The sequence below is a fragment of the Streptomyces aidingensis genome, assembly GCF_900112355.1.
Lineage (GTDB): Bacteria > Actinomycetota > Actinomycetes > Streptomycetales > Streptomycetaceae > Streptomyces > Streptomyces aidingensis.
In genome coordinates, this window is the sequence record NZ_FOLM01000002.1 from 446,893 (window position 1) to 471,757 (window position 24,865).

The 24,865-nt window shown below is 73.3% G+C and carries 26 protein-coding genes, 1 tRNA gene and 1 riboswitch; of the genes, 12 read left to right on the forward strand and 15 right to left on the reverse strand.

The genetic code is table 11. From position 1 onward, the window contains the following. Positions 1–302: 302 nt before the first annotated feature. The 3 genes from BM242_RS06510 to thrC all read right to left on the reverse strand — a co-directional run bounded on the left by BM242_RS06510 (position 303) and on the right by thrC (position 2,836). Positions 303–506, reverse strand: coding sequence for a cold-shock protein (locus BM242_RS06510; protein ID WP_004986573.1), 204 nt, complete (start codon positions 504–506; stop codon positions 303–305). A gap of 508 nt (positions 507–1,014) precedes the next feature. After that, the gene (locus tag BM242_RS06515; RefSeq protein ID WP_093837685.1) at positions 1,015–1,293 is read right to left on the reverse strand and encodes a MoaD/ThiS family protein; all 279 of its coding nucleotides are present in this window, start codon (positions 1,291–1,293) and stop codon (positions 1,015–1,017) included. A 133-nt stretch (positions 1,294–1,426) separates the two neighbouring features. Beyond that, the gene (gene thrC / locus BM242_RS06520) at positions 1,427–2,836 is read right to left on the reverse strand and encodes a threonine synthase (RefSeq protein WP_425443817.1); all 1,410 of its coding nucleotides are present in this window, start codon (positions 2,834–2,836) and stop codon (positions 1,427–1,429) included. Beyond that, positions 2,830–2,970, reverse strand: a riboswitch (SAM riboswitch). (Overlaps the previous gene by 7 nt.) Positions 2,971–3,094: 124 nt before the next feature. On the opposite strand from thrC, the gene BM242_RS06525 reads away from it, so the two are divergent. Further along, entirely contained in the window at positions 3,095–4,099 is a 1,005-nt protein-coding gene (locus BM242_RS06525; RefSeq protein ID WP_093837687.1) for a glucosyl-3-phosphoglycerate synthase, read from the forward strand. A gap of 312 nt (positions 4,100–4,411) precedes the next feature. Next, positions 4,412–5,920 carry an alpha,alpha-trehalose-phosphate synthase (UDP-forming) gene (locus BM242_RS06530; protein WP_093837688.1) on the forward strand — a complete coding sequence of 503 codons (1,509 nt, stop codon included), beginning with the start codon at positions 4,412–4,414 and terminating at the stop codon, positions 5,918–5,920. A gap of 21 nt (positions 5,921–5,941) precedes the next feature. Here the strand turns inward: BM242_RS06530 and BM242_RS06535 are convergent, their stop codons facing one another. Beyond that, positions 5,942–6,187: a packaged DNA stabilization protein gp10 gene (locus tag BM242_RS06535; protein WP_245833866.1), complete on the reverse strand. Its 246-nt coding sequence runs from the start codon at positions 6,185–6,187 to the stop codon at positions 5,942–5,944. Positions 6,188–6,383: 196 nt separating this feature from the next. On the opposite strand from BM242_RS06535, the gene BM242_RS06540 reads away from it, so the two are divergent. Together BM242_RS06540 and BM242_RS06545 are read left to right on the forward strand one after the other, a co-directional pair. Beyond that, the gene (locus BM242_RS06540) at positions 6,384–7,040 is read left to right on the forward strand and encodes a DUF1707 and DUF4190 domain-containing protein (RefSeq protein ID WP_342746940.1); all 657 of its coding nucleotides are present in this window, start codon (positions 6,384–6,386) and stop codon (positions 7,038–7,040) included. A gap of 65 nt (positions 7,041–7,105) precedes the next feature. Next, positions 7,106–7,705 (forward strand): DUF1707 and DUF4190 domain-containing protein, encoded by a 600-nt coding sequence (locus BM242_RS06545; protein WP_245833867.1) that lies wholly within the window; start codon positions 7,106–7,108, stop codon positions 7,703–7,705. A 28-nt stretch (positions 7,706–7,733) separates the two neighbouring features. Here the strand turns inward: BM242_RS06545 and otsB are convergent, their stop codons facing one another. Together otsB and BM242_RS06555 are read right to left on the reverse strand one after the other, a co-directional pair. Then, positions 7,734–8,567 carry a trehalose-phosphatase gene (gene otsB / locus BM242_RS06550; RefSeq protein WP_093837690.1) on the reverse strand — a complete coding sequence of 278 codons (834 nt, stop codon included), beginning with the start codon at positions 8,565–8,567 and terminating at the stop codon, positions 7,734–7,736. Positions 8,568–8,641: 74 nt separating this feature from the next. Continuing rightward, the gene (locus BM242_RS06555) at positions 8,642–9,010 is read right to left on the reverse strand and encodes a DUF3263 domain-containing protein (protein ID WP_093837691.1); all 369 of its coding nucleotides are present in this window, start codon (positions 9,008–9,010) and stop codon (positions 8,642–8,644) included. Between the two features lie 236 nt (positions 9,011–9,246). On the opposite strand from BM242_RS06555, the gene BM242_RS06560 reads away from it, so the two are divergent. Then, complete coding sequence (locus BM242_RS06560; protein ID WP_093837857.1) at positions 9,247–10,152, forward strand: ROK family protein; 906 nt, start codon at positions 9,247–9,249, stop codon at positions 10,150–10,152. 6 nt (positions 10,153–10,158) lie between these two features. After that, on the forward strand, positions 10,159–11,382 hold the full coding sequence (nagA, locus tag BM242_RS06565) for an N-acetylglucosamine-6-phosphate deacetylase (RefSeq protein ID WP_093837692.1): 1,224 nt from the start codon (positions 10,159–10,161) through the stop codon (positions 11,380–11,382). A gap of 98 nt (positions 11,383–11,480) precedes the next feature. Here the strand turns inward: nagA and BM242_RS06570 are convergent, their stop codons facing one another. Both BM242_RS06570 and cdgB read right to left on the reverse strand, forming a co-directional pair. Next, complete coding sequence (locus tag BM242_RS06570; protein WP_093837693.1) at positions 11,481–12,443, reverse strand: hypothetical protein; 963 nt, start codon at positions 12,441–12,443, stop codon at positions 11,481–11,483. Between the two features lie 125 nt (positions 12,444–12,568). Next, the gene (gene cdgB / locus BM242_RS06575; RefSeq protein ID WP_093837694.1) at positions 12,569–14,119 is read right to left on the reverse strand and encodes a diguanylate cyclase CdgB; all 1,551 of its coding nucleotides are present in this window, start codon (positions 14,117–14,119) and stop codon (positions 12,569–12,571) included. A gap of 343 nt (positions 14,120–14,462) precedes the next feature. Here cdgB and BM242_RS06580 point away from each other — a divergent pair, with 343 nt between their 5' ends. Continuing rightward, a complete protein-coding gene (locus BM242_RS06580; protein ID WP_245833887.1) occupies positions 14,463–14,963 on the forward strand; it encodes a flavin reductase family protein in 501 nt (166 codons plus the stop codon). 23 nt (positions 14,964–14,986) lie between these two features. Here the strand turns inward: BM242_RS06580 and arfB are convergent, their stop codons facing one another. Next, positions 14,987–15,436 (reverse strand): alternative ribosome rescue aminoacyl-tRNA hydrolase ArfB, encoded by a 450-nt coding sequence (gene arfB, locus BM242_RS06585; protein ID WP_093837696.1) that lies wholly within the window; start codon positions 15,434–15,436, stop codon positions 14,987–14,989. 204 nt (positions 15,437–15,640) lie between these two features. Between arfB and BM242_RS06590 the strand changes: the two genes are divergently transcribed. After that, positions 15,641–16,216 (forward strand): TerD family protein, encoded by a 576-nt coding sequence (locus BM242_RS06590; RefSeq protein ID WP_093837697.1) that lies wholly within the window; start codon positions 15,641–15,643, stop codon positions 16,214–16,216. 218 nt (positions 16,217–16,434) lie between these two features. On the opposite strand, the gene BM242_RS06595 is transcribed toward BM242_RS06590, so the two are convergent. Further along, entirely contained in the window at positions 16,435–17,103 is a 669-nt protein-coding gene (locus BM242_RS06595) for a pentapeptide repeat-containing protein (protein ID WP_093837698.1), read from the reverse strand. Between the two features lie 153 nt (positions 17,104–17,256). Here BM242_RS06595 and BM242_RS06600 point away from each other — a divergent pair, with 153 nt between their 5' ends. Further along, the gene (locus tag BM242_RS06600; RefSeq protein ID WP_093837699.1) at positions 17,257–18,255 is read left to right on the forward strand and encodes a zinc-binding dehydrogenase; all 999 of its coding nucleotides are present in this window, start codon (positions 17,257–17,259) and stop codon (positions 18,253–18,255) included. Here BM242_RS06600 and BM242_RS06605 read toward each other — a convergent pair. The 5 genes from BM242_RS06605 to BM242_RS06625 form a co-directional block, all read right to left on the reverse strand. After that, entirely contained in the window at positions 18,245–19,561 is a 1,317-nt protein-coding gene (locus tag BM242_RS06605) for a sensor histidine kinase (protein WP_093837700.1), read from the reverse strand. The genes BM242_RS06600 and BM242_RS06605 overlap by 11 nt on opposite strands. 22 nt (positions 19,562–19,583) lie before the next feature. Beyond that, on the reverse strand, positions 19,584–20,318 hold the full coding sequence (gene cseB / locus BM242_RS06610) for a two-component system response regulator CseB (protein WP_093837701.1): 735 nt from the start codon (positions 20,316–20,318) through the stop codon (positions 19,584–19,586). Positions 20,319–20,334: 16 nt separating this feature from the next. Continuing rightward, entirely contained in the window at positions 20,335–20,799 is a 465-nt protein-coding gene (locus BM242_RS06615; protein WP_093837702.1) for a hypothetical protein, read from the reverse strand. Beyond that, complete coding sequence (locus tag BM242_RS06620; protein WP_093837703.1) at positions 20,796–21,482, reverse strand: hypothetical protein; 687 nt, start codon at positions 21,480–21,482, stop codon at positions 20,796–20,798. Before BM242_RS06620 ends, BM242_RS06615 begins: the two co-directional genes overlap by 4 nt. A gap of 216 nt (positions 21,483–21,698) precedes the next feature. Beyond that, a tRNA-Thr gene (locus BM242_RS06625) sits at positions 21,699–21,772 on the reverse strand. Between the two features lie 194 nt (positions 21,773–21,966). On the opposite strand from BM242_RS06625, the gene BM242_RS06630 reads away from it, so the two are divergent. The 3 genes from BM242_RS06630 (at position 21,967) to BM242_RS06640 (ending at position 24,824) form a co-directional block, all read left to right on the forward strand. Then, the gene (locus BM242_RS06630) at positions 21,967–23,097 is read left to right on the forward strand and encodes an ABC transporter ATP-binding protein (RefSeq protein ID WP_093837704.1); all 1,131 of its coding nucleotides are present in this window, start codon (positions 21,967–21,969) and stop codon (positions 23,095–23,097) included. Positions 23,098–23,438: 341 nt separating this feature from the next. Continuing rightward, on the forward strand, positions 23,439–23,903 hold the full coding sequence (locus tag BM242_RS06635) for a hypothetical protein (RefSeq protein ID WP_093837705.1): 465 nt from the start codon (positions 23,439–23,441) through the stop codon (positions 23,901–23,903). 186 nt (positions 23,904–24,089) lie between these two features. After that, positions 24,090–24,824: a nucleotidyltransferase family protein gene (locus BM242_RS06640; RefSeq protein ID WP_093837706.1), complete on the forward strand. Its 735-nt coding sequence runs from the start codon at positions 24,090–24,092 to the stop codon at positions 24,822–24,824. The last annotated feature ends 41 nt before the right edge of the window (positions 24,825–24,865 follow it).

Genomic DNA, 24,865 nt, shown 5'->3' on the forward strand with positions numbered 1-24,865 from the left:
CGCGACGGACGGCCCGCGGCCCGGTGGCTTCCTTGCCCCCACCGGTCAGCGGACCTCACCGACCCGGTCCTGTCTGTCACTCTCACTCGTAGAGTGCTAACGCCATGATTAGCACTCGGACCCTGTGAGTGCAAGCCGCGGGCTCCCCCGCGCGGCGGGGAGGTGCGCCGGGGGCGCCCGCCCGGGCGGCGGCCCGGGCGGCCTTCGGGCACGACCGGACATGGCCGGACATGACGAGGACCCGGGCCCGCTGTGGGACGGGAACCCGGGTCCTCGCTGAGTGGTGTGGCGGCTGGTGTTGTTCAGGCGGTGACGCGCACCATGTCGGCCTGCGGACCCTTCTGGCCCTGCGAGATCTCGAACTCGACCCGCTGCCCTTCCTCCAGAGTGCGGTAGCCGTCCATCTGAATCGCGCTGTAGTGGACGAACACGTCCGCACCACCGTCGACCGCGATGAAGCCGTAGCCCTTCTCCGCGTTGAACCACTTGACGGTGCCCTGAGCCATTCCTAACTCCCCTATTACTGGCCCTTTCACGAGCCCGCACTTCACGGACCCGGGTCAGACCTCAGACCTCACACCCGGCCGAAGGGGGTGTGTGCCAGAACGCGTCGACCGCCGCTGAATGTATCCGGCCGACCGCCGTATGCAACAGGTCATTTGAACGAGAATTCTTGTGACGCCAGAACCGTCAAAGTCCGCTATGTCACGAAAAAATAACGCTTACCGGGCAGGATCAAGGCGGCCAAACCGGCAAATGGTGCAACACTTTCCCAGGCGATATGACGCGAATTCATATGCCAATGGCACACGGGCAACGCGGGGAACGCCCTTCCCCCGTGGAACTTCCCCGGCCCGGGCACGGCCGGGCACGTCGCCCGGTCCGCCACTCTAGCGCGCCCGGGCCCTACCGTACCCGGGCATGACGGACGCCCCGGGACGGACCCGTCCCGGGGCGTACATCCGGACTCCGGCGGTGGGCCGGCGGCGAGGCCGGCGGGGCGCCGGCCGCGGCTCAGCAGCCGCCCGCGACCGCCGGAATGATCGAGACCCCGGCGCCGTCCGGGGTCGGGGTCCCGAGCCCTTCGGCGAACCGGACGTCGTCGTCATTGACATAGACGTTCACGAATCGACGCAGCTTGCCGGTGTCGTCCAGCACCCGGGCGCCGATGCCGGTGTGGTTCTTCTCCAGATCGGCCAGCACCTCGGCGAGCGTCGATCCCTCGGCCGTCACCTCGGCGGCCCCGCCGGTGTAGGTGCGCAGAATGGTCGGGATGCGGACGGTCACGCTCATGACGGTTCTCTCCTCGTTCAGGGGTGGTTCGGGCGGACGGGGAACGGGACACGGAACGGCACCGCGGCGCGGCGGCGGGCCGGACGGCGGCGCCCCGCCGCGGCCTGAGGCGCGGCAGGCACACCCGCCTCGCTCAGGCCAGACCGGCCGCGCGGAAAGCGGCGAGATCCGGCCGGATCACGGCGGTCGGCCGGCTGCCGGACGCGACCGCGTCCAGCGTCTTGAGGCCGTCCCCGGTGTTGAGCACCACGGTGGTGGCCTCCGGGTCCAGCAGGCCGTCCTTGAGGAGCTTGCGGGTGACGCCCACCGTCACCCCGCCCGCGGTCTCCGCGAAGATCCCCTCGGTGCGCGCCAGCAGCCGGATCGCGTCCACCACCTCGTCATCGGTGACGTCCTCCACCGCGCCGCCGGTGCGCCGGGCGATGTCCAGCACATAGGGCCCGTCCGCCGGGTTGCCGATGGCCAGCGACTTGGCGATGGTGTCCGGCCGCACCGGACGGATGATGTCGTGCCCGGCCTTGAACGCCTGCGAGACCGGGGAGCAGCCGGCCGCCTGCGCGCCGAATATCCGGTAGGGCTTCTCCTCCACCAGGCCGAGCGCGATCAGTTCCCGCAGCCCCTTGTCGATCTTGGTCAGCTGGGAGCCGGAGGCGATCGGCACCACGAGCTGGTCCGGCAGCCGCCAGCCGAGCTGCTCGCAGATCTCGTAGGCCAGGGTCTTGGAGCCCTCCGCGTAGTAGGGGCGGAGGTTGACGTTGACAAAGCCCCAGCCCTCGCCGGCCGGATCACCGATCAGCTCGGAGCAGAAGCGGTTGACATCGTCATAGGTGCCCTCGATGGCCACCAGGTCACCGCCGTAGACCGCGGCCATGACCACCTTGCCCTGCTCCAGGTCGTGCGGGATGAACACGCAGGACCGCAGGCCGGCCCGGGCCGCCGCGGCGCCCACCGCGCCCGCCAGGTTGCCGGTGGAGGAGCAGGAGAGGGTGGTGAAGCCGAAGGCCCGCGCGGCCTCCACGGCGATCGCCACCACCCGGTCCTTGAAGGAGTGGGTGGGATTGCCGGAGTCGTCCTTGACATGCAGCTCGCCGGAGACGCCCAGCTCGGCGGCGAGCCGGTCGGCACGGACCAGACGCGTCATGCCGGGGTTGAGATTGGGCCGGCCGGCCACCCCGGCGGGCACCGGAAGCAGCTCGGCATAGCGCCAGATGCTGCCGGGACCGGCCTCGATACGGGCCCGCAGACCCTCGGGATCCCCGCTGGGGAGCGCGTAGGCAATCTCCAGCGGGCCGAAACAGTCGGCACATGCGAAGATCGGGCTAAGTGGATAACGCTGACCGCATTCCCGGCAGGAAAGCGCAGCGGCGGACCCCAGACCGACGCCGGGCGCGGCACCCGCGGCAACGGAGCCGCCGGAACCATCCGCGGGGGCGGAAGACGCGGCAGAAGGCGCAGAAGACGCCGAGGACGTGGCAGGGACGCCGGACGCAGTGGTTGCGGGCGTGGTCGGTTCAGACATGGGTGCGAGGCCCTCTCTCCTCATCTTCCCCGTGACGGCTTTCGCCACGGGACGGAATTGGCACCTTCCCCAACGGGGACCTCGCTGCTGACCGCGAGACCGGCGGGAGGGTTGCCGGGGCTTCACCGGGCCGTTCCCTCTGCCCCTCTGGATGAGCGTTATGCGTTTTGTCAAGCGCAGCCCCCCGATATGCGGAGGTCACCTGCGTTGCTCAAGACTGTAACCGACGGCCCCGACAATGACTCGACCCCGTCCAATCCCCGAGACACCGAGGAGCGACACGTGCTGGAAGAGGCGAAGGTGTGGCTGAGCAGCCGTTCCTGGACTGCCGCCGACCGTCCGCTGTCACAGCTCATGGCCGCGAAGCGGGCGGCGGGTCCGGCAGGTACCGTCAGCGTGGTTCTGCCCGCCCTGAACGAGGAGGCGACCGTCGGCGCGATCGTCGAATCGATCCGGCGGGACCTGGTGGAACGAGTGCCTCTGGTCGACGAGATCCTGGTCATGGACTCGGGCTGTACCGACCGGACCCCCGAGGTGGCCGCCGCGGCGGGCGCCAAAGTCGTGCACCGCGACGAGATCCTTCCCCGGATGCCGGCCCGCCCCGGCAAGGGAGAGGTCCTGTGGCGGTCGTTGTTCGCGGCGAGCGGCGAGATCGTCGCCTTTGTCGATGCCGATCTGCGGGATTTCGACTCGCGGTTCGTCAGCGGAATCATCGGCCCTCTTCTCACCGAACCGGAGGTTCATCTGGTCAAGGCCATGTACGACCGCCCGCTCGGCGCCGAGCAGCTCGGGCCCGACCAGGCCGGTCCCGGCCAGGGCGGCCGGGTGACCGAGCTGGTCGCCCGCCCGCTGCTCAATCTGCACTGGCCGCACCTGGCCGGTGTGGTGCAGCCCCTCGGCGGCGAGTACGCGGCCCGGCGGTCGCTGCTGGAGCAACTGCCGTTCCCCGTCGGCTACGGCGTGGAGCTGGGGCTGCTGGTGGACACCCTGAACCTGCTGGGGCTGGACGCCATCGCGCAGGTGGATGTCGGCGTGCGCCGCCACCGCAACCAGGACGGACAGGCCCTGGGCCGGATGGCCGCCACCATCTACCGCACGGCACAGGCCAGGCTCCCCGGAGCCGGGCCGGTGCGGGCCGGGATCACCCAGTTCCAGCGGACCGAGGGTGGTGGCTTCGCCCCCCGCCACCACCCCGTGGACACCGTGGAACGGCCGCCGCTGGTCACCGTCCCGGAGTACATGGCCCGCAACCCCGGACCCCGCAGCTCGGGCCGCGCCGCGGCCTGACGGGCCCGGCACCGCCCACCACCGCCCACGAGCCCACCGCCCGGCGGGCAGGCCGGCAGCGTGGCCCCTGCCCGGCGGGACCTACCCGTGCGGGCCGCCCGTCGCGGCCCGCACACCACCGGCGGCGCGCCGCCCCGGGCCGGGCCTGGGACACGGCCGGAAACCCGCCGGGAAACACACTGCCGTATACAACTGCCGCCGGCCCGGGCCGCGCGGTGCCACCGGCCGGAATCCGACGGCCGGGCCGGTGACGTGATTCTTCGCACGCAGCACAGACGTTTGACTGTGACGAAAGGGGGCTAAGTTCCGCGCATGGTCACCACGGGACAGACCACCGGCACCTCCGGACAGGTACTCGTCGCCTCCAACCGCGGCCCGGTCAGCTACTCCCCGGCCGCCGACGGCTCCGGAACCCTCACCGCCCGGCGCGGCGGCGGCGGCCTGGTCTCGGGCCTGAGCGCGCTCGGCGCCGAGGCCGGGACCTGGGTGTGTGCCGCCCTCGGCGAGGGCGACCGCGAGGCCGCCCGCCGCGCCGCCGCAGCAGCCGCAGCCGCCGGCCCGGGAACGGGCGCGGGCACCGCCCTGCTGGACCGCGCCGACACCGGCGGCCAGGCGGTACGGATGCTCGACATCCCCGCCGGCACCTTCCACGCCGCCTACAACGGCATCTCCAACTCCGTCCTCTGGTTCGTCCACCACATGCTCTACCAGACCCCGCTGGAGCCGGTGTACGACGCCGCCTTCGAGGCGGACTGGGGGCACTACGAGGACTACAACCGGGCGTTCGCGCAGGCCCTGGCCGAGGAGGCCGCTCCGGGCGCCGCCGTGCTGGTGCAGGACTACCATCTGGCCCTGGTGCCCGGCCTGCTCCGCACCCTCCGCCCCGACCTGCGGATCAGCCACTTCTCGCACACCCCCTGGGCGCCGGTGGCCGGCTTCCGGATACTGCCCGACCCGGTCGCCCGCCGGCTGCTGCTCGGCATGCTGGGCGGCGACCGGGCCGCCTTCCTCACCTGGCGCTGGGCCGAGGCGTTCGCCGCCTGCTGCCAGACCGTGCTGGGCGCCGAGGTCACCGACCGCGGCACCGAGCTGCATCTGACCCACGAGGGCCGCACCACCCGGATCGGCGTGCACGGCCTCGGCGCGGACGCCGACTTCCTGCGCGAGCGCGCCCACCGGCCCGATGTGGACGAACGGCTGGCCGCGCTGCGCGCGCAGGTCGGCGACCGGCGCACCATCGTGCGGGTGGACCGCACCGAGCTGTCCAAGAACATCGTGCGCGGACTGCTCGCCTACCGGCGCCTGCTGACGGAGCGTCCCGAGTGGCACGACCGGGTGGTGCACATCGCCTTCGCCTACCCCTCCCGCCAGGATCTGGCCATCTACCGGGACTACACCGCCGAGGTGTCGCGGCTGGCCGAGGAGATCAACTCGGCCTTCGGCACGGAGACCTGGACCCCCGTCGTGCTTCATGTCAAGGACGACTTCGCACGCTCGCTGGCCGCCTACCGGATGGCCGATGTGGCACTGGTCAACCCGATCCGGGACGGCATGAACCTGGTCGCCAAGGAGATCCCGGTGGTGTCCGAGCGGGGCTGCGCCCTGGTGCTCTCCCGCGAGGCGGGCGCCTGCGCCGAACTCGGCGACGACGCCCTGGTGATCAACCCCTACGACATCGCGGGCACCGCGCACGCCCTGCATCTGGGCCTGGTCATGCCCGAGGACGAGCGCACCGAGCGCACCAAGCGGCTGGCCGCGGCGGCCACCGCGCTGCCGCCGCAGGCCTGGTTCCTGGCCCAGCTCACCGCGCTGCGCGGATGAGCCGCCGCCGCGAGGCGGCCGTCAGACGCCCTCGGACTCGATCATCACCGTGCGGCCCAGCACGGTGGCGTGCTCCAGCACGTCCTCCAGCGGGTCGTCGATCTGCCCGGTGGAGATCAGCGACCACTGGGGGCCGTTGTGCGAGTTGTGGTGGGTCTCGTCGGCCCGGGCGGCGGGTGCGGTCACCAGAGCGCCCGCCGCCACCGCCAGGCCCAGCCCGGCCGTCACGCCCGCCCTCCGCCGCCCGCGTCCGTTCGCTGCGCGCATCGCTTTCCCTTCGGTCACGGCGGACGGTGCCGCCGTCGGCGTTCTTCTTCCGATCCGGATATCTCCCCAGACGCCAATCGGGTTACGTAAAATCGCCCGAAAAGGGGGTGCGGGAAGCGTTCGGCCGGCCGGGAGGGAACTCACCCGGCGCGCGATGCGTCACGGAAGAGAGAGCGCGGCGTGGGAGGTGGCCGGTATGGCGATGCAGTGGCCCGGCGGTCCGGCGGGGCCCGTCGAACCCCGCGGACGGCAGGTACCGCAGCCGCAGGGCTGGCCCTATGGGCAGTCCCCGGTGATGCGGGCCTCACACGCGGACCGGGAGCGGGCCGCGGACGTGCTCAAGGCCGGCTTCGCCGAGGGCCGGCTCACCAAGCAGGAGCTGGACGACCGGCTGTCCCGGCTCAACTACGCCATGACCTATGCCGAGATCCAGCCACTGATCTCCGATCTGCCGCAGGGCCCGATGCCCATGACCGCCATGGCGGCGCCCCAGCCGGTGCCGGTTCCGCCGCCGCTGCCCCCGACCTTCCAGCCGGCACCGCCGCGCACCACCAACGGCGCCGCGACGGGCGCCCTGATCTGCGGCGTGCTCACCGTCTTCACCGGCGGAGTGGCGGCGATCCCGGCGGTGATCCTGGGCCACAAGGCCCGGGCGGAGATCCGCCGCACCCGGGAGCAGGGCGACGGGATGGCCGTGACCGGCCTGGTCCTCGGCTATCTGGCGATGGCCTTCTGGGCACTGCTCATCCTGGGCTCGGCGGTGGCCGCGGTCACCTTCGACGGCACCGGGACCGGCGGCGGCAACGTCGAGACCGGCGTGGAGAACGAGGATCAGCGGGCGGACATCCCCTGACGGGGCATCACCCGGCCCGCCGGCGACCGGCCGGTACCCTGGGCGGACGGGAGGGAGGCACGGACATGGCAGCGCACTACCCGGGAGGGCACTACCCCCCGGCCGGACCGCCCGGTTCCCCTCCGCCGCGGCCCGAGTGGCAGCAGGCGGCCCTGCGGGTCGCGGACGCCGACCGGGAGCGCACCGCCGACGTGCTGCGGGCGGGCTTCGCCGAGGGGCGCCTGACCCGCCAGGAGCTGGACGACCGCCTGGAACGGCTGCCGCGCTGCCTGACCTACGCCGATCTGGCGCTGCTGGTCGGCGATCTGCCGCAGGGACCGGGCCCACGCCCGGAATGGCCGCCGGCCGGGCCGTACCCGGCGCCGCGGCCGGATCCCGCGCCGCTGGTGCACATCCGGCCGCCGGCCGTCCCGGGCGCGGGCCTGAAGCCGCCCAAGCCGCCGATCAACGGCTCCGCGCTGATCGCGGGTATCTGCGCCGGGCTGATTCCGTCCACCCTCGGCCTGACCGCCGTCCCGGCCGTGATCTACGGGCACAAGGGACACGCGGAGATACGGCGCACCGGCGAGAGCGGCTCCGGCTTCGCCACCGCGGGCGTGGTCTCCGGCTATGTCACCCTCGCCGTCCTCCTCACCCTCATCCTCGCCATCGTCGCCGCCGTCTGATCCCCCCGCCCGCCCGGCCGGGGAGACCTCAGGGACGGAGGGTGTCGGCGAGCGCGGTGAGGAGGGCGGCGACGCCGGGCGGGCCGGGGACGACGAGATCCGCCACCGCGGTCACCGCCGCCGGGACCTCCTCGCCGCCGCTGCACACCCGCAGCCCGGCCACCCCGGAGGCACGCAGCTTGGCCACGGTCTCGAACGCCGCCAGATCGCCCAGGTCGTCCCCGGCGTAGAGCACCGCCGCCGGTTCGACGCGCGCCACCAGCTCGGCCAGGGCCATGCCCTTGTCCGTCCCCGGCGGGCGCAGTTCCAGCACGAACCGGCCCGGCTCGACGGCCAGTCCGCAGCGGGACGCCAGCGCGGCCAGCGGCTCGCGCAGCGCGGCCAGGGTGCCCGCCGGGTCGGCCGAGCGGCGGGTGTGCACGGCCAGTGCGCCGCCCTTGTCCTCGATGACCGCGTCCGGGCCGGACTCCCGCACCACGGCCGGCAGGGCGGAGCGGGCGGCGGCGATCCCCGGGTGCGGGGGCGGGGTGCGCAGTTCGCCGGTGGCGGCGTCCCAGCGCTCCGCGCCGTATGCGCCGAGCACGGTGAGACGTTCCAGCCCGGGGGCGTCCGCGAAGCCGCCGAGCCGGGCGGCGACGGCGGCCGGCCGGCCGGTGATCACCGCCACCCCGGCGATCACCGGAGCGAGCCGGGAGAGCGCGGGCAGCACATCCGGATGCGGCCTGGACTGCTCGGGGTCGGGTACGACGGGCGCCAGCGTGCCGTCGAAGTCGAGCGCCACCAGGGCGCGTTGCGGCTGGTCAAGGACGGCCGCCAGTCCTTCGCGGCCCTCTTCGGTGGTCGGTTCGGGGAGGCTGTCCATGGGTCCTGAGCCTAAGCGGGCGGCCCGCCCGGCAGTAGTACGCCTCACGGCGTCCCGGTGAACGCCGCACCCGCTCAGCGGGCGGCGCGCCGCTCGTCGCGGCGGGCGCGCAGCCGGTTGACCGTGACCGGTGCGTGGGCGAGGGCCCGGGGATCGTCGAGCAGGGCGTTGAGCAGCTGGTGGTAGCGGGTCGGGGACATGTCCAGCCGCTCCCGGATCGCCCGCTCCCAGGCCGCGCGGCCGGACCAGTTGCGGCCGGCCAGCTCCAGCACGGCCTTGTCCCGTTCGGACAGCCCCGCCCCGCCGGACCCGGACTCCGGCTCCGGCTCGGACTCCGGCTCCGGCCCCGGCCCCGGCTCGGACTCCGGCTCCGGCTCCGGCTCGGGCTCGGGTCCGGGCCCAGGCCCGGGATCGGGCTCCGGTTCCTGCTCGTCGCTGCTCATGCCCTCATCGTACGAAGCGGGCGGGAACGGGCCGCCGCCGTGCCCGCCCGGCCCGGAATCCGTCGCGGAGCGCAAGCACAGGGAAACAATGCTGACACTCCAGCACACTGGACTAGGCCTTTCTCCTGCTTTCGGGCGACACTGTGCCCGTGACTCAACCGCTTACCGAGTCCGTCCCCGGCGACCCCGCGGGCCGGCCCGAGTACGTCATCGCCATCGACGTCGGGGGCACCGGCATGAAAGCGGCCCTGCTCGCGCGCGACGGCACCGCACTGCACCGCGCCCGCCGGGCGACCGCCAGGGACGGCGGCCCCGAGGGCACGCTGGCCGGCGTCCTGAAATTTGCCGAGCAGCTCCATGCCACCGGTCTGGACCTGTATGCGCGGGAACCGGCCGCCGCGGGCATCGTGGTGCCCGGCATTCTGGACGAGGCCGCGGGAGAGGTCCGCTACGCCGCCAACCTCGGCTGGCGCGAGGTGCCGCTGCGCCGCCTGCTGAGCGAGCGGCTGGCCGGCCTCCCGGTCGCCGTGGGCCATGATGTGCGGGCCGGCGGGCTGGCCGAGGGCCGGCTGGGGGCCGGCGCGGGCGCGGCGGACGGCCGCTTTCTCTTTCTCGCGCTGGGTACCGGAATCGCCGGCGCGATCGGCATCGACGGCCGCATCGAGGCCGGAGCGCACAGCGGAGCGGGTGAGATCGGCCACATCATCGTCCGTCCGGGCGGCGAGAGGTGCGGCTGCGGGCAGCGCGGCTGCCTGGAGACGGTGTGCTCGGCCGCGGCCGTGGGCCGGGCCTGGGCCGCCGAGTGCGGCGATCCGCGGGCCACGGCCGCGGACGCCGCCCGCGCGGCGGCGGCCGGCGATCCGGCCGCCGGCCGCGTCTGGCAGCGGGCGGTGGACGGGCTGGCCGACGGCCTGCTCGTCGGAATCACCCTGCTCGACCCGGACATGGTGATCGTCGGCGGCGGACTGGCCGAGGCGGGCGACACGCTCTTCGTGCCGCTGCGCGAGGCCGTCGCCGCCCGGATCGCCTTTCAGCATCACCCCACGATCGTTCCGGCGGCCCTCGGGGACGCCGCGGGGTGCCTGGGCGCGGGACTGCTCGCCTGGGAGAGCCGCCACCACGACAACTCCGCGGAGGGATGAGTACTCATGACCACCAAAGGCCCGGCCGGCCGGCACACCGTGCTCACGGGAGCCCGGGTGGTGCTGCCCACCGGCGTGGACGACAACGGCCGGATCACCGTTCTGGGCACCCGCATCGCGGAGACCGGACCGGCCGCGGCACCGGCCGCGGGCGTTTCCGCGGACGTTTCCGCGCCCGCGGCCGGGAGCGCTCCCAGCACCGAGATCGACCTCTCCGGGCACTGGGTCCTGCCGGGCTTCGTGGACATGCACGCGCACGGCGGCGGCGGGGCCTCGTTCTCCGCGGGCACCCACGAGGAGGCGCTGCGGGTGCTGGACGCCCACCGCCGGCACGGCACCACCACCATGGCGGCCTCCACCGTCACCGGTGATCTGGGCGATCTGGCCCAGCAGGCCGGGGTGCTGTCCGAGCTGGTGGAGGACGGCGAACTGGCCGGCATCCACTTCGAGGGGCCGTTCATCGCGCTGGGCCGCTGCGGCGCCCACCAGCCCTCCCTGCTGCGCGACCCGGACCCTTCGGCGGTGCGCAAGCTGATCGACGCGGCGCGCGGCACGGCACGCATGGTGACGCTGGCGCCGGAGCTGCCCGGCGGCCTGGAGTCGGTGCGGCTGCTGAGCGAGCTGGGAGTGATCGCCGCGGTCGGCCACACCGACGCCGACTACGACATCACCCGCCAGGCCATCCGGGCCGGGGCCACCGTCGCCACCCACCTGTTCAACGCCATGGCACCGCTGGCACACCGCGATCCGGGGCCGATCGCGGCGCTGCTGGAGGACGAGCGGGTGACCGTGGAGCTGATCAACGACGGCACGCATCTGCATCCGGCCGTGCTCCAGCTCGCCTTCCGGGAGGCGGGCGCGGCGCGGGTCGCGTTCATCACGGACGCCATGGGCGCGGCCGGCATGGGCGACGGCCGCTATCCGCTGGGCCCGCTGGAGGTCGAGGTCAGGGACGGAGTGGCCCGGCTGGTGGAGGGCGGCGCCATCGCCGGATCGACCCTCACCCTGGACCGGGCGCTGCGCCGCGCGGTCACCGTGGACGGCCTGGCCGTCACCGACGCCGTCACCGCCCTGTGCCGCACCCCGGCCCGGCTGCTGGGCATCGACGACCGGGTCGGCTCACTCGCCCCCGGCAAGGACGCGGATCTGGTGGTCCTGGACGAGTCCTTCGAGGTCACCGCCGTCATGCGTAAGGGCACCTGGCTCCTCCCGCCACCGGGCACCGCCTGATCCGCGCCGGTACGGCGAGGGCGGCCGCCCGGAGCGATCCTCCGGGCCGGCCGCCCTCGTCACGGCTCAGCGCCGCTCGGCTTCAGCACCTCACGGCTTCACCACTGCGGGATGTCCTTGTTCTCGGTGATCAGGATCTTGTCGATCAGCACGTCGCACTTGTCGCCCTGGTCGCAGCCCATGTGAATGACATTGCTGCCCTCCACCAGCTCGACGTTCTTCCAGGTCCGGACCCAGTTCTTGTCGAAGGCGTCGTTCTTGGCGTAGTCCTTGAACTCCAGCGGGTCGGACCGGATCTCGGAGTCGGAGTTGACCGCGAAGCTCATCTCCTGATCGCCCTTGGGCACCGAGTAGCCGATGTACAGCCGGTAGACGCCGGGCTCGCCCTCGAAGTCGAATGTCCAGCTCACAGTGGCGCCCGGGGTGTTCAGGCCGGTGATGTAGGTGCCGTCGGCGGAGCGGGCGTTCGCGATGTCGCCGGCCAGGACGGCACCGCCGGAGAGGGCCAGCGAGGTGAGACCGGCTTCCGGGAGCTCGACCGGCTCCTCGCTCTCCTCCGGGGCGGCGGACTCCTCGGGGTCGTCCTCGCCGTTCTGGTTCTCCGGCTCGTCGGCCGGGTCCGCGTTCTCGCCGGTGCCGGTGCCGGAGTTCGCGGCGGGGTCCTGGTCGTCGTCTCCGCTGAAGAGGATGGCCGCACCCACCCCGAGGACGACCGCCGTCACCACGGCTATGGCGCCGATCAGCAGGCCGTTGCGGCGCGGCGGCTCCTCGCCCTCCGGGCCGTGGCCATGGCCGGGCCGCCCGCCGCCGGCCGGGCCGCCGGGGACGGTCTCCGGCGCGGCATAGCGGGCGTCCGGGGACTGCTGGGGCGGATAGCCGTAGCCGCCGCCACCCGCGGCGGTGCGCTGGCCGTACTGCCGTTCGCCGACCGGCCGCACCTGCTGGTAGGTCGGGGGCGCCTGCGGGGCGGGCCCCTGCCCGCCGCCCTCCGGGCGGTAGAGATAGCCGAACGGGTCGTCTCCCTCGGGCGCACCGCCCATCCCGTTGTTGCCCGAGCTCATCGCCTGCGCTCCTTCACGAGTCCCCACCCTCATACACCTTCAGGGCGCGAGCCTACCCCTTTCGGGCGACCCCATCCGTCGTCCAGGTCACGCGGAGATCACCCTCCGGTCACCATGGCGCGCGGTCAGGAGGCGCGGCGGCGGTTGCCGCCCTGGTGGCGGGAGCGCTTTTCGATGTACATCCGCTGGTCGGCCGATTCCAGTATCTGCTCGGTGGTCATGCCGCAGGCGGCCCAGCCGATGCCGAAGCTGGCGCCGACCCGGACCGTACGGCCGCCCTCGGTCCTGATGGGCGGGATGATCGCGTTGCGCAGCCGTACCGCCAGGTCGGAGGCGTCGGCCGGGCCGAGGCCGTCGGCCAGCACCACGAATTCGTCGCCGCCGAGCCGGGCCACGGTGTCCCGCTCCCGGACCAGGCGCTGGAGGCGGCGGGCGACCTCCTTGAGCACCTCGTCCCCGGCCTGGTGGCCGTGCCGGTCGTTGATGCCCTTGAAGCCGTCCAGGTCGCAGAAGAGCACGGCCAGGCCCTTGCCGTCGCCGTAGGGGGCGTCCGGTTCCCAGACGTGCTCATGGCCGTCGTAGCCGTCTCCGGTGGGGTCGAACTCGGGGCGGTCGCAGATCCGGGCGTCCAGCCGGGTGCGCAGCTCGGCCCGGTTGGGCAGGCCGGTGAGCGCGTCGTGGCTGGCCCGGTGGGCGAGCGCCAGCTCGTGCCGCTTGCGGTCCTCGATGTCCTCGACATGGGTGAGCAGAAACGGCCCGCCGGTGTCGGCGACCACCGAGTTGCGCAGCGAGACCCAGCAGTAGCTGCCGTCGCGGCGGGCCAGCCGCAGCTCGGCGCGCCCGCCGTCCGGTGAGGTGCGCAGCAGTACGGCGGTGTCCTCGGGGTGGACGAGGTCGGCGAAGCTGTACCGGCACAGCACCGGCGCGGGGCGGCCGAGCAGCCGGCTGAGGGCGTCGTTGACCCGCATCAGGCGGCCGTGGTCCTCGCCGCCGATCTCCACGATGGCCATGCCGCTGGGCGCGTATTCGAACGCCTGGCGGAAGCTCTCCTCGCTCGCCCGCAACGCCTGTTTCTCCCGCTCCAGGCGTATCAGCGCGCGTTGCATGTTGGCACGCAGCCGGGCGTTGCTGACGGCTATGGCCGCCTGCGAGGCATACAGGGCCAGGGCCTCGCGGCCCCAGGGGCCGGGGCGGCGGCCGTTGCGGGGGCGGTCGAGGGCGAGCACGGCGAGCAGTTCGCCGTCGGAGGCGTGCATGGGGGCGAAGAGCCGGTCCATGGGGTGCCACTCGTCCGGATAGCGCGGGGCCGGGCCGGTGGTGTGCCACTGCGGGACGTCGTCGTCGTCCAGTACCCAGCCCTCGGTGTAGGGGATGAAACGCAGCCCTTCCCAGTCCTCCCCCATGGACAGCCGGCGTTCCCACGCCTGGCGGGAACCGGTCCGTCCGGCCAGCGCGGCCTCCGCGTCCTCACTGCCGGCCACCGCCGCGACCAGCAGATCTCCGTCCGTACGGACCAGATTGACGGCGGCCAGTTCGAAGCCGAGGACCTCCACGGCACCGTTGGCGATGGTCTGGAGGGTGTCGGCCATGCCGCGTGCGTGATTGAGCCGGGCGACCACCTGGTGCAGCTCCCGCAGCGACGCGAGACGAACATAAGGCTCCGTGTCCGTTCCCATCACTCCCCCGGCCCAAATGCACGTGCAGATACACACGCCACTGAATCACAGGGAGCTGTTCGATCGGTACACAGGGTCAGCAATTAGTGGGGTGCTGTGACTCATGTCACATCATCCCTCTCCGGATTCTCTCGGCTCCTCGCGCCGGTTCCGTGCGCCCCTCCTCCCCGGTCCCGGTCCGGCCCTCCGTCGGGGGTCCTGGTTCCCGCGCCCGATGCGGGAGCCGGTCCTCGGCGGTTACGTTACTGATGTGTCAAGCAGCGCGCACCAGGGCCCGCAGCGCGGCCCCCGCAGTCCGGACGGCGTCCCCACCGGCCGCGCCGCCGTCATCCATGCTGAAGAAGTGACCGAGGAGGAATTCCGCGGGGCACTGGCGCGGCTGGCGGCCGGTGTGGTGCTGATCACCGCGCACGACGAGGAGGACGGCCCGTTCGGCGCGCCCGCCGGGATGACCGCCACGGCGTTCCTGTCCGTCTCGCTGGAGCCGCCGCTGGTGCTGGTGAGCGTGCGCACCGGATCGCGGATGGAGGAGCTGCTGGAGCGGCAGCCGCTGTGGGCGGCCTCGCTGCTCTCCGAGCGGCAGCGGGCGCTGGCCGGGCGGTTCGCCATGAAGGGGCGGGTGAGCGACCGGCTGCTGTTCCAGGAGGTGCCGCACACGGTCGGGGAGGCCACGGGCGCACCGCTGGTGGAGGGCGCGCTGGCGGCCGTGGAATGCCGCACCGAGCAGCGGGTGCCGGCCGGCGACCACACGCTGGTGGTGGCCCGGGTGCTCGGCGTCTCGCTGCCCGCCGCCGAGGGCGGGCCACTGCTCTACTACCGCAGCCGCTACCGCGCGCTGGGCTGAACAGGGGACCGCCCGGCCCGGGGTCAGTCCCAGGCGGGGCCGCTCCGGCCGCCGGACCGGCCGCGCTTGAGCTCCCCGCGGCGCTTCTTCTCCCGCAGCCGCCGTTCCTTGATCCCGGCCGGCACCGGACGGCGCCGGCGCGCCTTGGGCGGGGGTGCGGTCGCCTCGGCCAGCAACGCCGCCATCCGCACCGCCGCGGCCTCCCGGTTGCGCCACTGCGAGCGGTGCTCGCCGGCCCGGACGGTGAGCACGCCGTCGGTCAGCCGGCCGGCCAGCCGCCGCAGCGCCCGTTCCTTCCACACCTCGGGCAGCGCCTCGGTGGCGGCCAGGTCGAAGGACAGCTCCACCCTGGTGTCGCTGGTGTTGACGTGCTGGCCGCCCGGCCCGGAGGAGCGGGAGAACCGCCAGCGGAGCTCGGACACCGGGAGCCGGACCGAGCCGCGGATGACATGGGGACCGGACATGCGTTCCATCCTTCCTGCCGCACCGCGGCCCCGCACCCCGTTATCGCCGTCATCGTCGTTACCGTCGTCGCCGTCCGGCGTTCCCCGGTATTCGGGGCGACGGAACGCTGCGTCCGCTCCCCACGTTGTCCCCAGGGGCGGTAACGTCGGCAGGGACCGACAGGACGGACGGATACCCTGCGCGCCCCGCGAGCGCCAAGGAAAGGGATCTTCATGGCTGTAAGCCTGAGCAAAGGCGGCAACGTCTCACTGACCAAGGAGGCGCCGGGCCTGAAAGCCGTGACCATCGGCCTCGGCTGGGACGTACGCAGCACCACCGGAGCCGGCTTCGACCTCGATGCGAGCGCCATCGCGCTGAACGCCGGCGGCAAGGTCGTCAACGACGGCTTCTTCATCTTCTTCAACAACCTGATGTCCCCGGACCAGTCCATCCAGCACACCGGTGACAACCTCACCGGCGAGGGCGAGGGCGACGACGAGCAGATCAACGTCTTCCTGGAGGGGCTCTCCCCGGAGGTGGAGCGGATCGTCTTCCCGGTCTCCATCTATGACGCCGACTCGCGCGGCCAGAACTTCGGCCAGGTGCGCAACGCGTTCATCCGGGTGGTGAACCAGAACGGCGGCGCGGAGATCGCCCGCTACGACCTCTCCGAGGACGCCTCCACCGAGACCGCCATGGTCTTCGGCGAGCTGTACCGGCACGGCGCCGAGTGGAAGTTCCGCGCCGTGGGCCAGGGCTACGCCTCCGGCCTGGTCGGCATCGCCCAGGACTTCGGCGTCAACGTCTGACCCGCCGGGACCGGCCCAGGGCCCGCCGACCCGCACCACGGGGTCAGCGGGCCCTCGCGTCCCTGCCGCGCCTGCCATGATCCGGCCGGGAAGGTGTCCCGTGAAACATCCGGACGCCACCGTCCCCTCCGCCGCACCCGGCCCGGCCCGGCTCCGGCCCGAACCCACCCCCACAGTGATGTCCGCCCGGTTCCGTTCAGCCGAGTCGGCGCGGCGGATCAGGGCTGGATGATGATGCCGAGGTGGGCGGCGAGGGCCGGGGCGAGGTCGAGCAGCTGAGCGGGGGTGAGCACCGCCCCGCCGAGCCGGTCGAGACCCCGGGAGATCTCCAGCCGGGAGGCCGTGCGGAGGTCGGTGTCGTGCAGTTCGGCGTGGGAGAAGTCGGCGCCGCGCAGCTCGCAGTCGGCGAAGACCACCCGCTCCAGCCGCGCCCCGCCGAAATCCGGCTCGTTCAGCGTGCAGTCCTGGAAGGTGACGTCGGTGAGGCGGGACTGGCGGAGATTGAGATAGTCGATCTTGCAGCGGCGGACCAGCACCCGGTTGAGCCCGGCGCCGCCGAGCTGGAGGCCGCCGAGGCGGGCGTCGGACAGCTCGGTGTCCCGCAGCGTCGCCTCGGAGAGCTGGACCCCGATCCCGCGCACCTCCTCCAGCACCGTGTCGGTCAGGCGGGCACGGCGCAGATCGGCGTCGTCCAGCGCGCAACGGCGGATCGCGCACTCCAGAAACGTCATGCCGCGTGCCCGCAGCCCCGACCAGTCGAGGCCGGCGAACTCCAGTCCGTCATGGTCGTCGTCCGGCCCGGGGCGGCCGGGGCCGGGCCGCCACTGCTCCGGCCGGGAGATCCGGGGGCGCTGGGCGGGTCTGATCCGGGTGGGTGCGGGTGTCATGCCGCCAGTCTGCGGCACGGCACCGACACTCCGGCCCGGCGCGGCCCGGCTCGTTGCGGTGCCGCGGGAGGACTTGATCTGAAGTTCGGTTGAAGTTCAAGAATGGTGGCGGCGGATCGCGCACCCGCGGTCCGGGAACGGAGGAGTTCTGTCATGCGTGCCATTCGGCTGCACAGCTTCGGACCGCCGGAGAACCTGGTGCCGGAGAACCTTCCCGACCCGGTGCCCGGCGCCGGCGAGGTGCTGATCGAGGTGGCCGCCGCGGGCGTCCACCTGGTCGACACCGTGCTCCGCCGGGGAGCGCCCGGCGGTCGCTTCCCCCGCCCGGACCTGCCCACCGTTCCCGGCCGCGAGGTGGCCGGCACGGTCACCGCGCTCGGCCCGGAGACCGACCCGGAGTGGCTGGGCGCCCGGGTGGCCGCCCATCTCGGCATGGTGCCCGGCGGCTACGCGGACCGGGCGGTGACCGCGGCCGGGCGGCTGCACCGGCTCCCGGCGGAGCTCCCCTTCGACCGGGCGGTGGCCATGATCGGCACCGGCCGCACCACCATGGGCGTGCTGCGCGCCGCCGAGCCGGGCCCCGGCCCCGGCGATCTGGTGCTGGTGCTGGCCGCGGCCGGCGGCATCGGCTCGCTGCTGGTGCAGTACGCCCGGCACCGCGGCGCCACCGTCGTCGGCGCGGCCGGCGGCCCGCACAAGACCGCCGCCGTGGCCGGCCTCGGCGCCACCGCGGCCGTGGACTACAACCGCCCCGGCTGGCCGGAAGAGGTGCGCCGCATGTTCGGCGACCGTCCGGCCACCCTGCTCCTGGAAGGGGTCGGCGGACCCCTCGCCCGGGACGCCGCCGGGCTGCTCGCCCCCGGCGGACGCCATCTGCGCTACGGCTGGGCCTCGGTGCCCGGCTTCGACGGCTCCGCCGACCCGGCGGCGATGGGCGAGGCGGAGCTGCGGGAGCGGTCCATCACCGCGGAGACCGTGCTCGGCCCGGCCATGCTGGACAATCTGCGGGCGCTGGAGGAACGGGCCATGGCGCTCGCCGCGGACGGCACCCTGCGTCCGCCGGTGCACCGCTTCCCGCTGGCCGACGCCGCCCGCGCGCACCGGGCCCTGGAGACCCGGGCCACCGTGGGCAAGGTGGTGCTCATTCCCTGACCGGCAGCCGCAGCACGGCCACCGCTCCGCCAATGCCCCCGCCAACGCCCCCGCCCTCGGCACCGCCCCCGGCACCGGGAACGTTGGCCCAGGTGACGGTGGCGCCGAGCAGCCTGGCCTGGCCGGTGACGATGGTCAGACCCAGCCCGGTGCCGTGCCCCCGCTCCGGCGCCCCGGTACGGAACCGGCGCGGCCCGTGCGCCAGCAGGTCCGCCGGAAAGCCCGGCCCGTGGTCGCGCACCCGCAGCTCCCGGCCGGCCACCTCCAGCACCACCGGCGGCCGGCCGTGCCGCTCCGCGTTGGCCAGCAGATTGGCCAGCACCCGGGCCACCCGCCGCGGATCGGTCCGCACCTCGGCGTCGGCCCGCACCACCACCTCGACGGGCGCGGCCGGACCGGGGCGCGGCAGCGCGGCGGCGTGCGCGGCCACCGCACGGCGGGCCAGCGCCGCGGTGCGGCAGGTCTCGAACACCGCGCGCTCCACCCCGTCCGTCTCCAGCCGCGCCACCTCGATCACGTCCTCCACCAGCCGCCGCAGAACGGTCACCCGCTCCCGCACCAGCTCGGTGGGCCGGCCCGGGGGCAGCAGTTCGGCCGCGGTGACCAGCCCGGCCACCGGGGTGCGCAGCTCATGCGCGATGTCGGCGGTGATCCGGCGCTCGGCCGCCAGCCGCTCGCCCAGCGCGTCCGCCATGGTGTTCACCGCCGCGCCCAGCCGGGCCACCTCGTCCCGGCCGCGGCCGGGCCGCACCCGGGCGGAGAGGTCACCGCCCGCGATCCGCTGCGCGGTACGCGCCGAACGGCCGATGCGCCGCCCGGTGACGCCGGCCGCCAGCGCGCCCAGCAGACTGCCCAGCGCGGTGGCCGCCGCCCCGGCGCCGACCAGCGTGCGGTCCAGGGCGGCCAGCGCCTGCGCCTGCGGCCGGTAGGACTCGCGCACCGCCAGCACCGTGCCGCTGCCGCCCGGCTCGTCCGGCCCGCCGCCGCCGGCTCCGGGGGCGGCCGGCACCGTGGCCGCCCACAGCACCGGTCCGTCGGCGCCCCGCTCCAGATATGTGGCCCGCACCGGGGAGTCGGTGACCGTCCGCCGCAGCGCGGCCGGCAGGTCCTCCGGGTCCACCAGCACCCCGCCGTCCATCCGCATGGCATGCTGCCGCGCGCCCGCCACCAGCTTCGCGTCCAGCGCCTGCCGGGCCACATCGAGCTGGCGGCGCGAGGTCTGCTCATGCACCAGCAGCCCGAGCACGGCCGCCACCACCGCCGCCACCCCGGCGACCAGCAGTGCCAGCTTGATCCGCAGTCCCATCGCCCGGCCCCCGCTCCGGCGGTCAGCGGCGCAGCTTGTAGCCGAAGCCGCGCACGGTCTCGATACGGTCGTGGCCGATCTTGCCGCGCAGCCGCTGCACATGGACGTCCACCACCCGGGTGTCCCCGCCCCAGGCATAGTCCCAGACCCGCTCCAGCAGGGTGGAGCGGTCCAGCACCACGCCCGGTTCACCGGCGAAGACCAGCAGCAGCCTCAGCTCGGTGGGGGTGAGTTCCAGCGGCCGGCCGTCACGCCGCACCTCCATGCCGCGCGGGTCCACCGTGAGGTCGCCGAAGCGCAGCGGCGGCGGGGCGGCGGCCGGTGCCCCGGGCGGGGCGGGCGGCGGCGGGGCGGCCCGGCGCAGCGCCGCCCTGATCCGGGCCACCAGCACCGAGGTGTCGTAGGGCTTGGTGACATAGTCGTCGGCCCCGGCCTCCAGGCCCTGCACCACGTCCAGCGGATCGGTGCGGGCCGAGATCATCAGCACCGGCACCCGGCTGGTCTCCCGGATGCGGCGCACCACGCTGACCCCGTCCAGCAGCGGCAGCATCACATCCAGCAGCACCACATCGGGGGCGTGGCCGCGGAAGAGTTCCAGTCCGGTCAGGCCGTCCTCGGCGGTGCGGACCCGGAAGCCGTAGCGCTCCAGCAGCAGACCGGTGGCCTCCCGCAGCACGGCGTCGTCCTCCACCAGCAGCACCTCGGTGCCGTCCGGGCCCGCCGCGCCCACCGTGGTGTCCGTGGAGCCGTCAGTCATGGCCGATGCGTTCCGTTCACTCCTGGTAGGGGATGTTCAGGGGGAAGTCGAGCAGTTCCCCGGCCAGCTCGGCGGGCAGGTCCGGGGAGCGCACGGTGGCGCGGCTGTAGTAGTAGACGGCCTCCACCGGCACCGGGTCGCGCAGCTCCACGGTGGCCGGATACGGCTCCGCCAGGCAGTCCGGCAGACACCAGGTGCCCGCCACCATGCCCTCGGCAAAGGCGACCGGCTCGTCCCAGGACTCCCAGCGCAGCCGGCTGAGCGAGACGAACTCGGTGATGCCGAACCGTTCCGGCCTGCGCAGCGGCTGGGCCGCCGGATCGCTGACGTAGACGGGGCCGGTGTGCGGGCGGGCGGTGGGCGCCGCGCCCTCCACCCGCACGCCGCCGTCGGCGCCGAACGGGCCCGCGCAGCCGGCGGTGGCCGCCAGCAGCGTCGCCAGCAGGGCCGCCGTCGGCCGGCGGGGGCGGGGGACGGTCATGGGGTGACCGGATCCGGGACCTCTTCGCCGCCGATCCGCCAGCGCTCGACCTCCCCGGCACCGACCGTCATCAGCGGCCGTTCCCCGGACAGGTCCTCGACCTGGGCGAACCGGGCGTCCGCGGCGGGCAGCTCCACCTCCAGGCGGAAGGTGCCGAACATCTGCTCGCCTTCGCCGCCCGCCATGGGCTCGGGGGCGGTGAGGGTGATCTCCGCCTGATAAGGGTTGTCGGTGCATTCCGGCAGGCACCACATGCCGGACAGCGAGCCGCTGCCGGTGGCCGAGTCCGCGCCCCAGGTGTCCCAGGTCAGGTCCCGCAGGGTGGAGAATTCCGACAGCACCAGGTGGACCGGCTCGATCTCCGCGTTGTTGACCTCGCCGTAGTAGCTGAAGACCCAGGACCGCTCGTCCTGGCCGGCGTCGCCGGCCCCGGCCTGCTCCGCGGAGGCATCCGGGGACGGCGCGGTCCCGGACGGTTCCGGGGACTCCGACGACTCATCCGGCTCCGAAGGCTCGGACGGCTCCTGCGACCCGGCGGGCCCGGTGGCGGTGTTTCCGGCGGCGGAACCGGCGGGTTCCTCGTCCTGCTGGCCGCAGGCCGCGCCGCCCAGGGCCAGCACCGCGGCCCCCAGCAGCGCCGCGCCGGACCGCCGCATCCGCTCCGCCCGGTTGTTCACGTTCATGGCGGCTCCCCTTCCCTGGTTCCGGGGGCGCACATGCGCGAATGCCCCGGAAAGACCGTTGATGACTACGGACGGTACGGAAGGAACCCATCGGCCGCCCGGCGGGCGTGTAACAGCCCGCCATCGATCCCATGCGGCGGCACACCCCGGGCGGGCGGCCGGAGCGCCCTCTTCCGCAACGTTTCTGCGCAGCCAGAGGGCGCTTCCCGCCAGGTGAGCCGCCTGTCGGATTCGAACCGACGACCTGCTGTTTACAAGACAGCTGCTCTGACCGGCTGAGCTAAGGCGGCAGGACCCGAGCAGTCTACCCAAGCCCGCACGGGACCGGACGGACCCTTTCTCTGTGCCGTGCACCACCAAGTGGTGACAGCAGTCACTCTTTCGGGTTAGGTTTCCGGAACGTCCACCTGCGTGGACGCTCCCAGGCACTCCCTTTACTCGGATCGTCCGGCACGTTCCTGCCGGTGAAGGAGACAGAAACATCATGGCTACGGTCACTTTCGACAAGGCGACCCGGATCTACCCGGGCTCCACCGTGCCCGCCGTCGACCAGCTCGACATCGCGATCGAGGACGGCGAGTTCCTCGTTCTGGTGGGCCCCTCCGGCTGCGGCAAGTCCACCTCTCTGCGGATGCTCGCGGGCCTGGAGGACGTCAACGGAGGCTCCATCCACATCGGTGACCGGGATGTCACCCACCTGCCGCCCAAGGACCGGGACATCGCCATGGTGTTCCAGAACTACGCGCTGTACCCGCACATGACCGTCGCCCAGAACATGGGCTTCGCGCTCAAGATCGCGGGCGTGCCGAAGGCCGAGATCCGCGCCAAGGTCGAGGAGGCCGCCAAGATCCTCGACCTCACCGAGTACCTGGACCGCAAGCCCAAGGCGCTCTCCGGCGGTCAGCGGCAGCGGGTCGCCATGGGCCGGGCCATCGTGCGTGAGCCCCAGGTCTTCCTGATGGACGAGCCGCTGTCGAACCTCGACGCCAAGCTCCGGGTGCAGACCCGCACCCAGATCGCCAGCCTCCAGCGGCGGCTGGGCGTCACCACCGTCTACGTCACCCACGACCAGGTCGAGGCCATGACCATGGGTGACCGGGTGGCCGTGCTCAAGGACGGCCTCCTCCAGCAGGTGGACACCCCGCGGCACATGTACGACAAGCCGGCCAACCTCTTCGTGGCGGGCTTCATCGGCTCCCCGGCCATGAACCTGATCGAGGTGCCGATCATCGAGGGCGGCGTGAAGTTCGGCAACAGCGTGGTGCCGATCGAGCGCCACGCGCTGTCCGAGGCCCAGGCCAAGGGCGACACCCACGTGGTGGTGGGCTGCCGTCCCGAGCACTTCGAGGTCACCGGCAACGGCGACTCGGCGGGCCTGAGCAAGGAGGACCCGACGGACGCGGCCGGTATCGCCGTCTCGGTGAACGTGGTCGAGGAGACCGGCGCCGACGGCTACATCTACGGCACCGCCGAGGTCGGCGGCGAGGTCAAGGACCTGGTGATCCGGGTGGACAGCCGCCAGGTGCCGCAGAAGGGCTCCCAGGTCCACGTGGTGCCGCGGCCGGGCGAGACCCACGTGTTCTCGGCCAGCACCGGTGAGCGCCTGACCGACTGACCGGCTGACCGGCTGACCGGTTACCGGACCGGTCCGGCCGGGCGGGACAAGCGGGCCCGTGCTTCCTCTCGGGGGATGCACGGGCCCGTTTCGCATGTCCGGGTACCCGGGAAACATCCTGGGCGATTCCTGCGGAACATCCGGGAGAAATCGCCCAGTTCGAGCAGCTCCCGTCAACCTCGCGATTCGAAAACCGGGAATCGCATCGCTCAAAAGGGTGAGCAAATGTCGCCAAATACCCATCAATCGCTACCATCGCTGTCACCCCGGCATGCGCGTCCCCCGCATACCGCGCACATCAATTCAGCGGCATTCCGCCCGACCCGTCCGCGAGGATCTCCGTGAATCAGGCAGCCCGCCGTATCGGCCGCAGTCTCGCTCTTGTCCTTCCGGTCGTCCTGGTGCTGTCCGGGACGCTGGCCGTCGCCCGCGTGCCCTGGGCCGTGGCCCCCGCCGGGGCGACCGTCCTGCCCGCCGGCGCGGAACAGAACGGCCCCGCGCCCGCCTCAGCGCCCGACGCGCCCCCGGCCCCGGCGGCCGGGGGCACCGCGGCCGGGGCGGCGGCGCCCGAGGAGGCGCTGCGCGACCGGCTGGTCGCCGAACTCCAGCAGGAGGACCCGGCCGTGGCCCTCACCAGCCTCCAGTACGAAGTGGACCGCGAGCCCTCGCTGGCCCGGCACTGCGCCGATATCGCCCGGGCCCTCGGCCGCGCGGCCGTGGAGAAGTACGGCAGCGCCTTGGCCCAGGAATACGCCCGTCCGGTCTGCGACACCTCCTACGCGGCCGGCGTGCTGGCCGCGGGCTGAGTCCCGGTGCGCTCTCCCCGGCCCCGTCCCGCGGCTTTTCCCCCGCGCGGGACGGGGCCGGCCGATGCGCGGGGAACGGAACCCGTGAACGCTGCCGGGGCAGGTGTTTCCGGTGATTCGCGGGGTTCTTCGCCCCGTTTCCGTAAGCGCCTCGAACGGTCATCTCGTCCGTATACGCTGCGGGGCATGACTGAAGCTCCGTCGCCCACGCAGGCCGTCATCCTGGCCGGTGGCCAGGGCTCCCGCCTTCGCCCGTACACCGACGACCGCCCCAAGCCGATGGTGGAGATCCCCGGGACGGGGACGCCCATCATCGGTCACCAGCTCACCTGGCTGGCCGAGGAGGGGGTCACGGACGTGGTGGTCTCCTGCGGGCACCTCGCCCGGGTGCTCCAGGAGTGGCTGGACTCGGCCCCGCTGCCGCTGCGGGTCACCACCGTGGTGGAGAGCGAGCCGCTGGGCCGCGGCGGCGGGCTGAAGTACGCGGCCAAGGCGCTGCCGCGGCACGACGAGCCCTGGTACGCCACCAACGGGGACATCTGGACCCGCTTCTCCCTGCGCCGGATGGCCGCCTTCCACGCCGAGCGGGACGCGATAGCCACCCTGGCGCTGGCCCGCCCGCGCATCCCGTGGGGCGCGGTGGCCACCGACGAGTTCGGCAATGTCACCGACTTCATCGAGGCGCCGCCGATTCCGTACGACATCAACGCCGGTGTCTATGTGTTCTCGCACGAGTTCACCCCGCTGCTGCCGGACCACGGCGACCATGAGCGCACCACCTTCCCCTGGCTGGCCAGGGAGCGGCGGCTGGCCGGCTTCCCGCTGCCGCAGGGCGCGTACTGGCGGGCCATCGACACCGCCAAGGACCTCACCGAGGCCGCCCGCGAACTGCGCGAACTCGCCGACCACGGCGCCGACTGACTGACCCCGGCGACGACTGCGACGACTGCGCACAGCTGCCG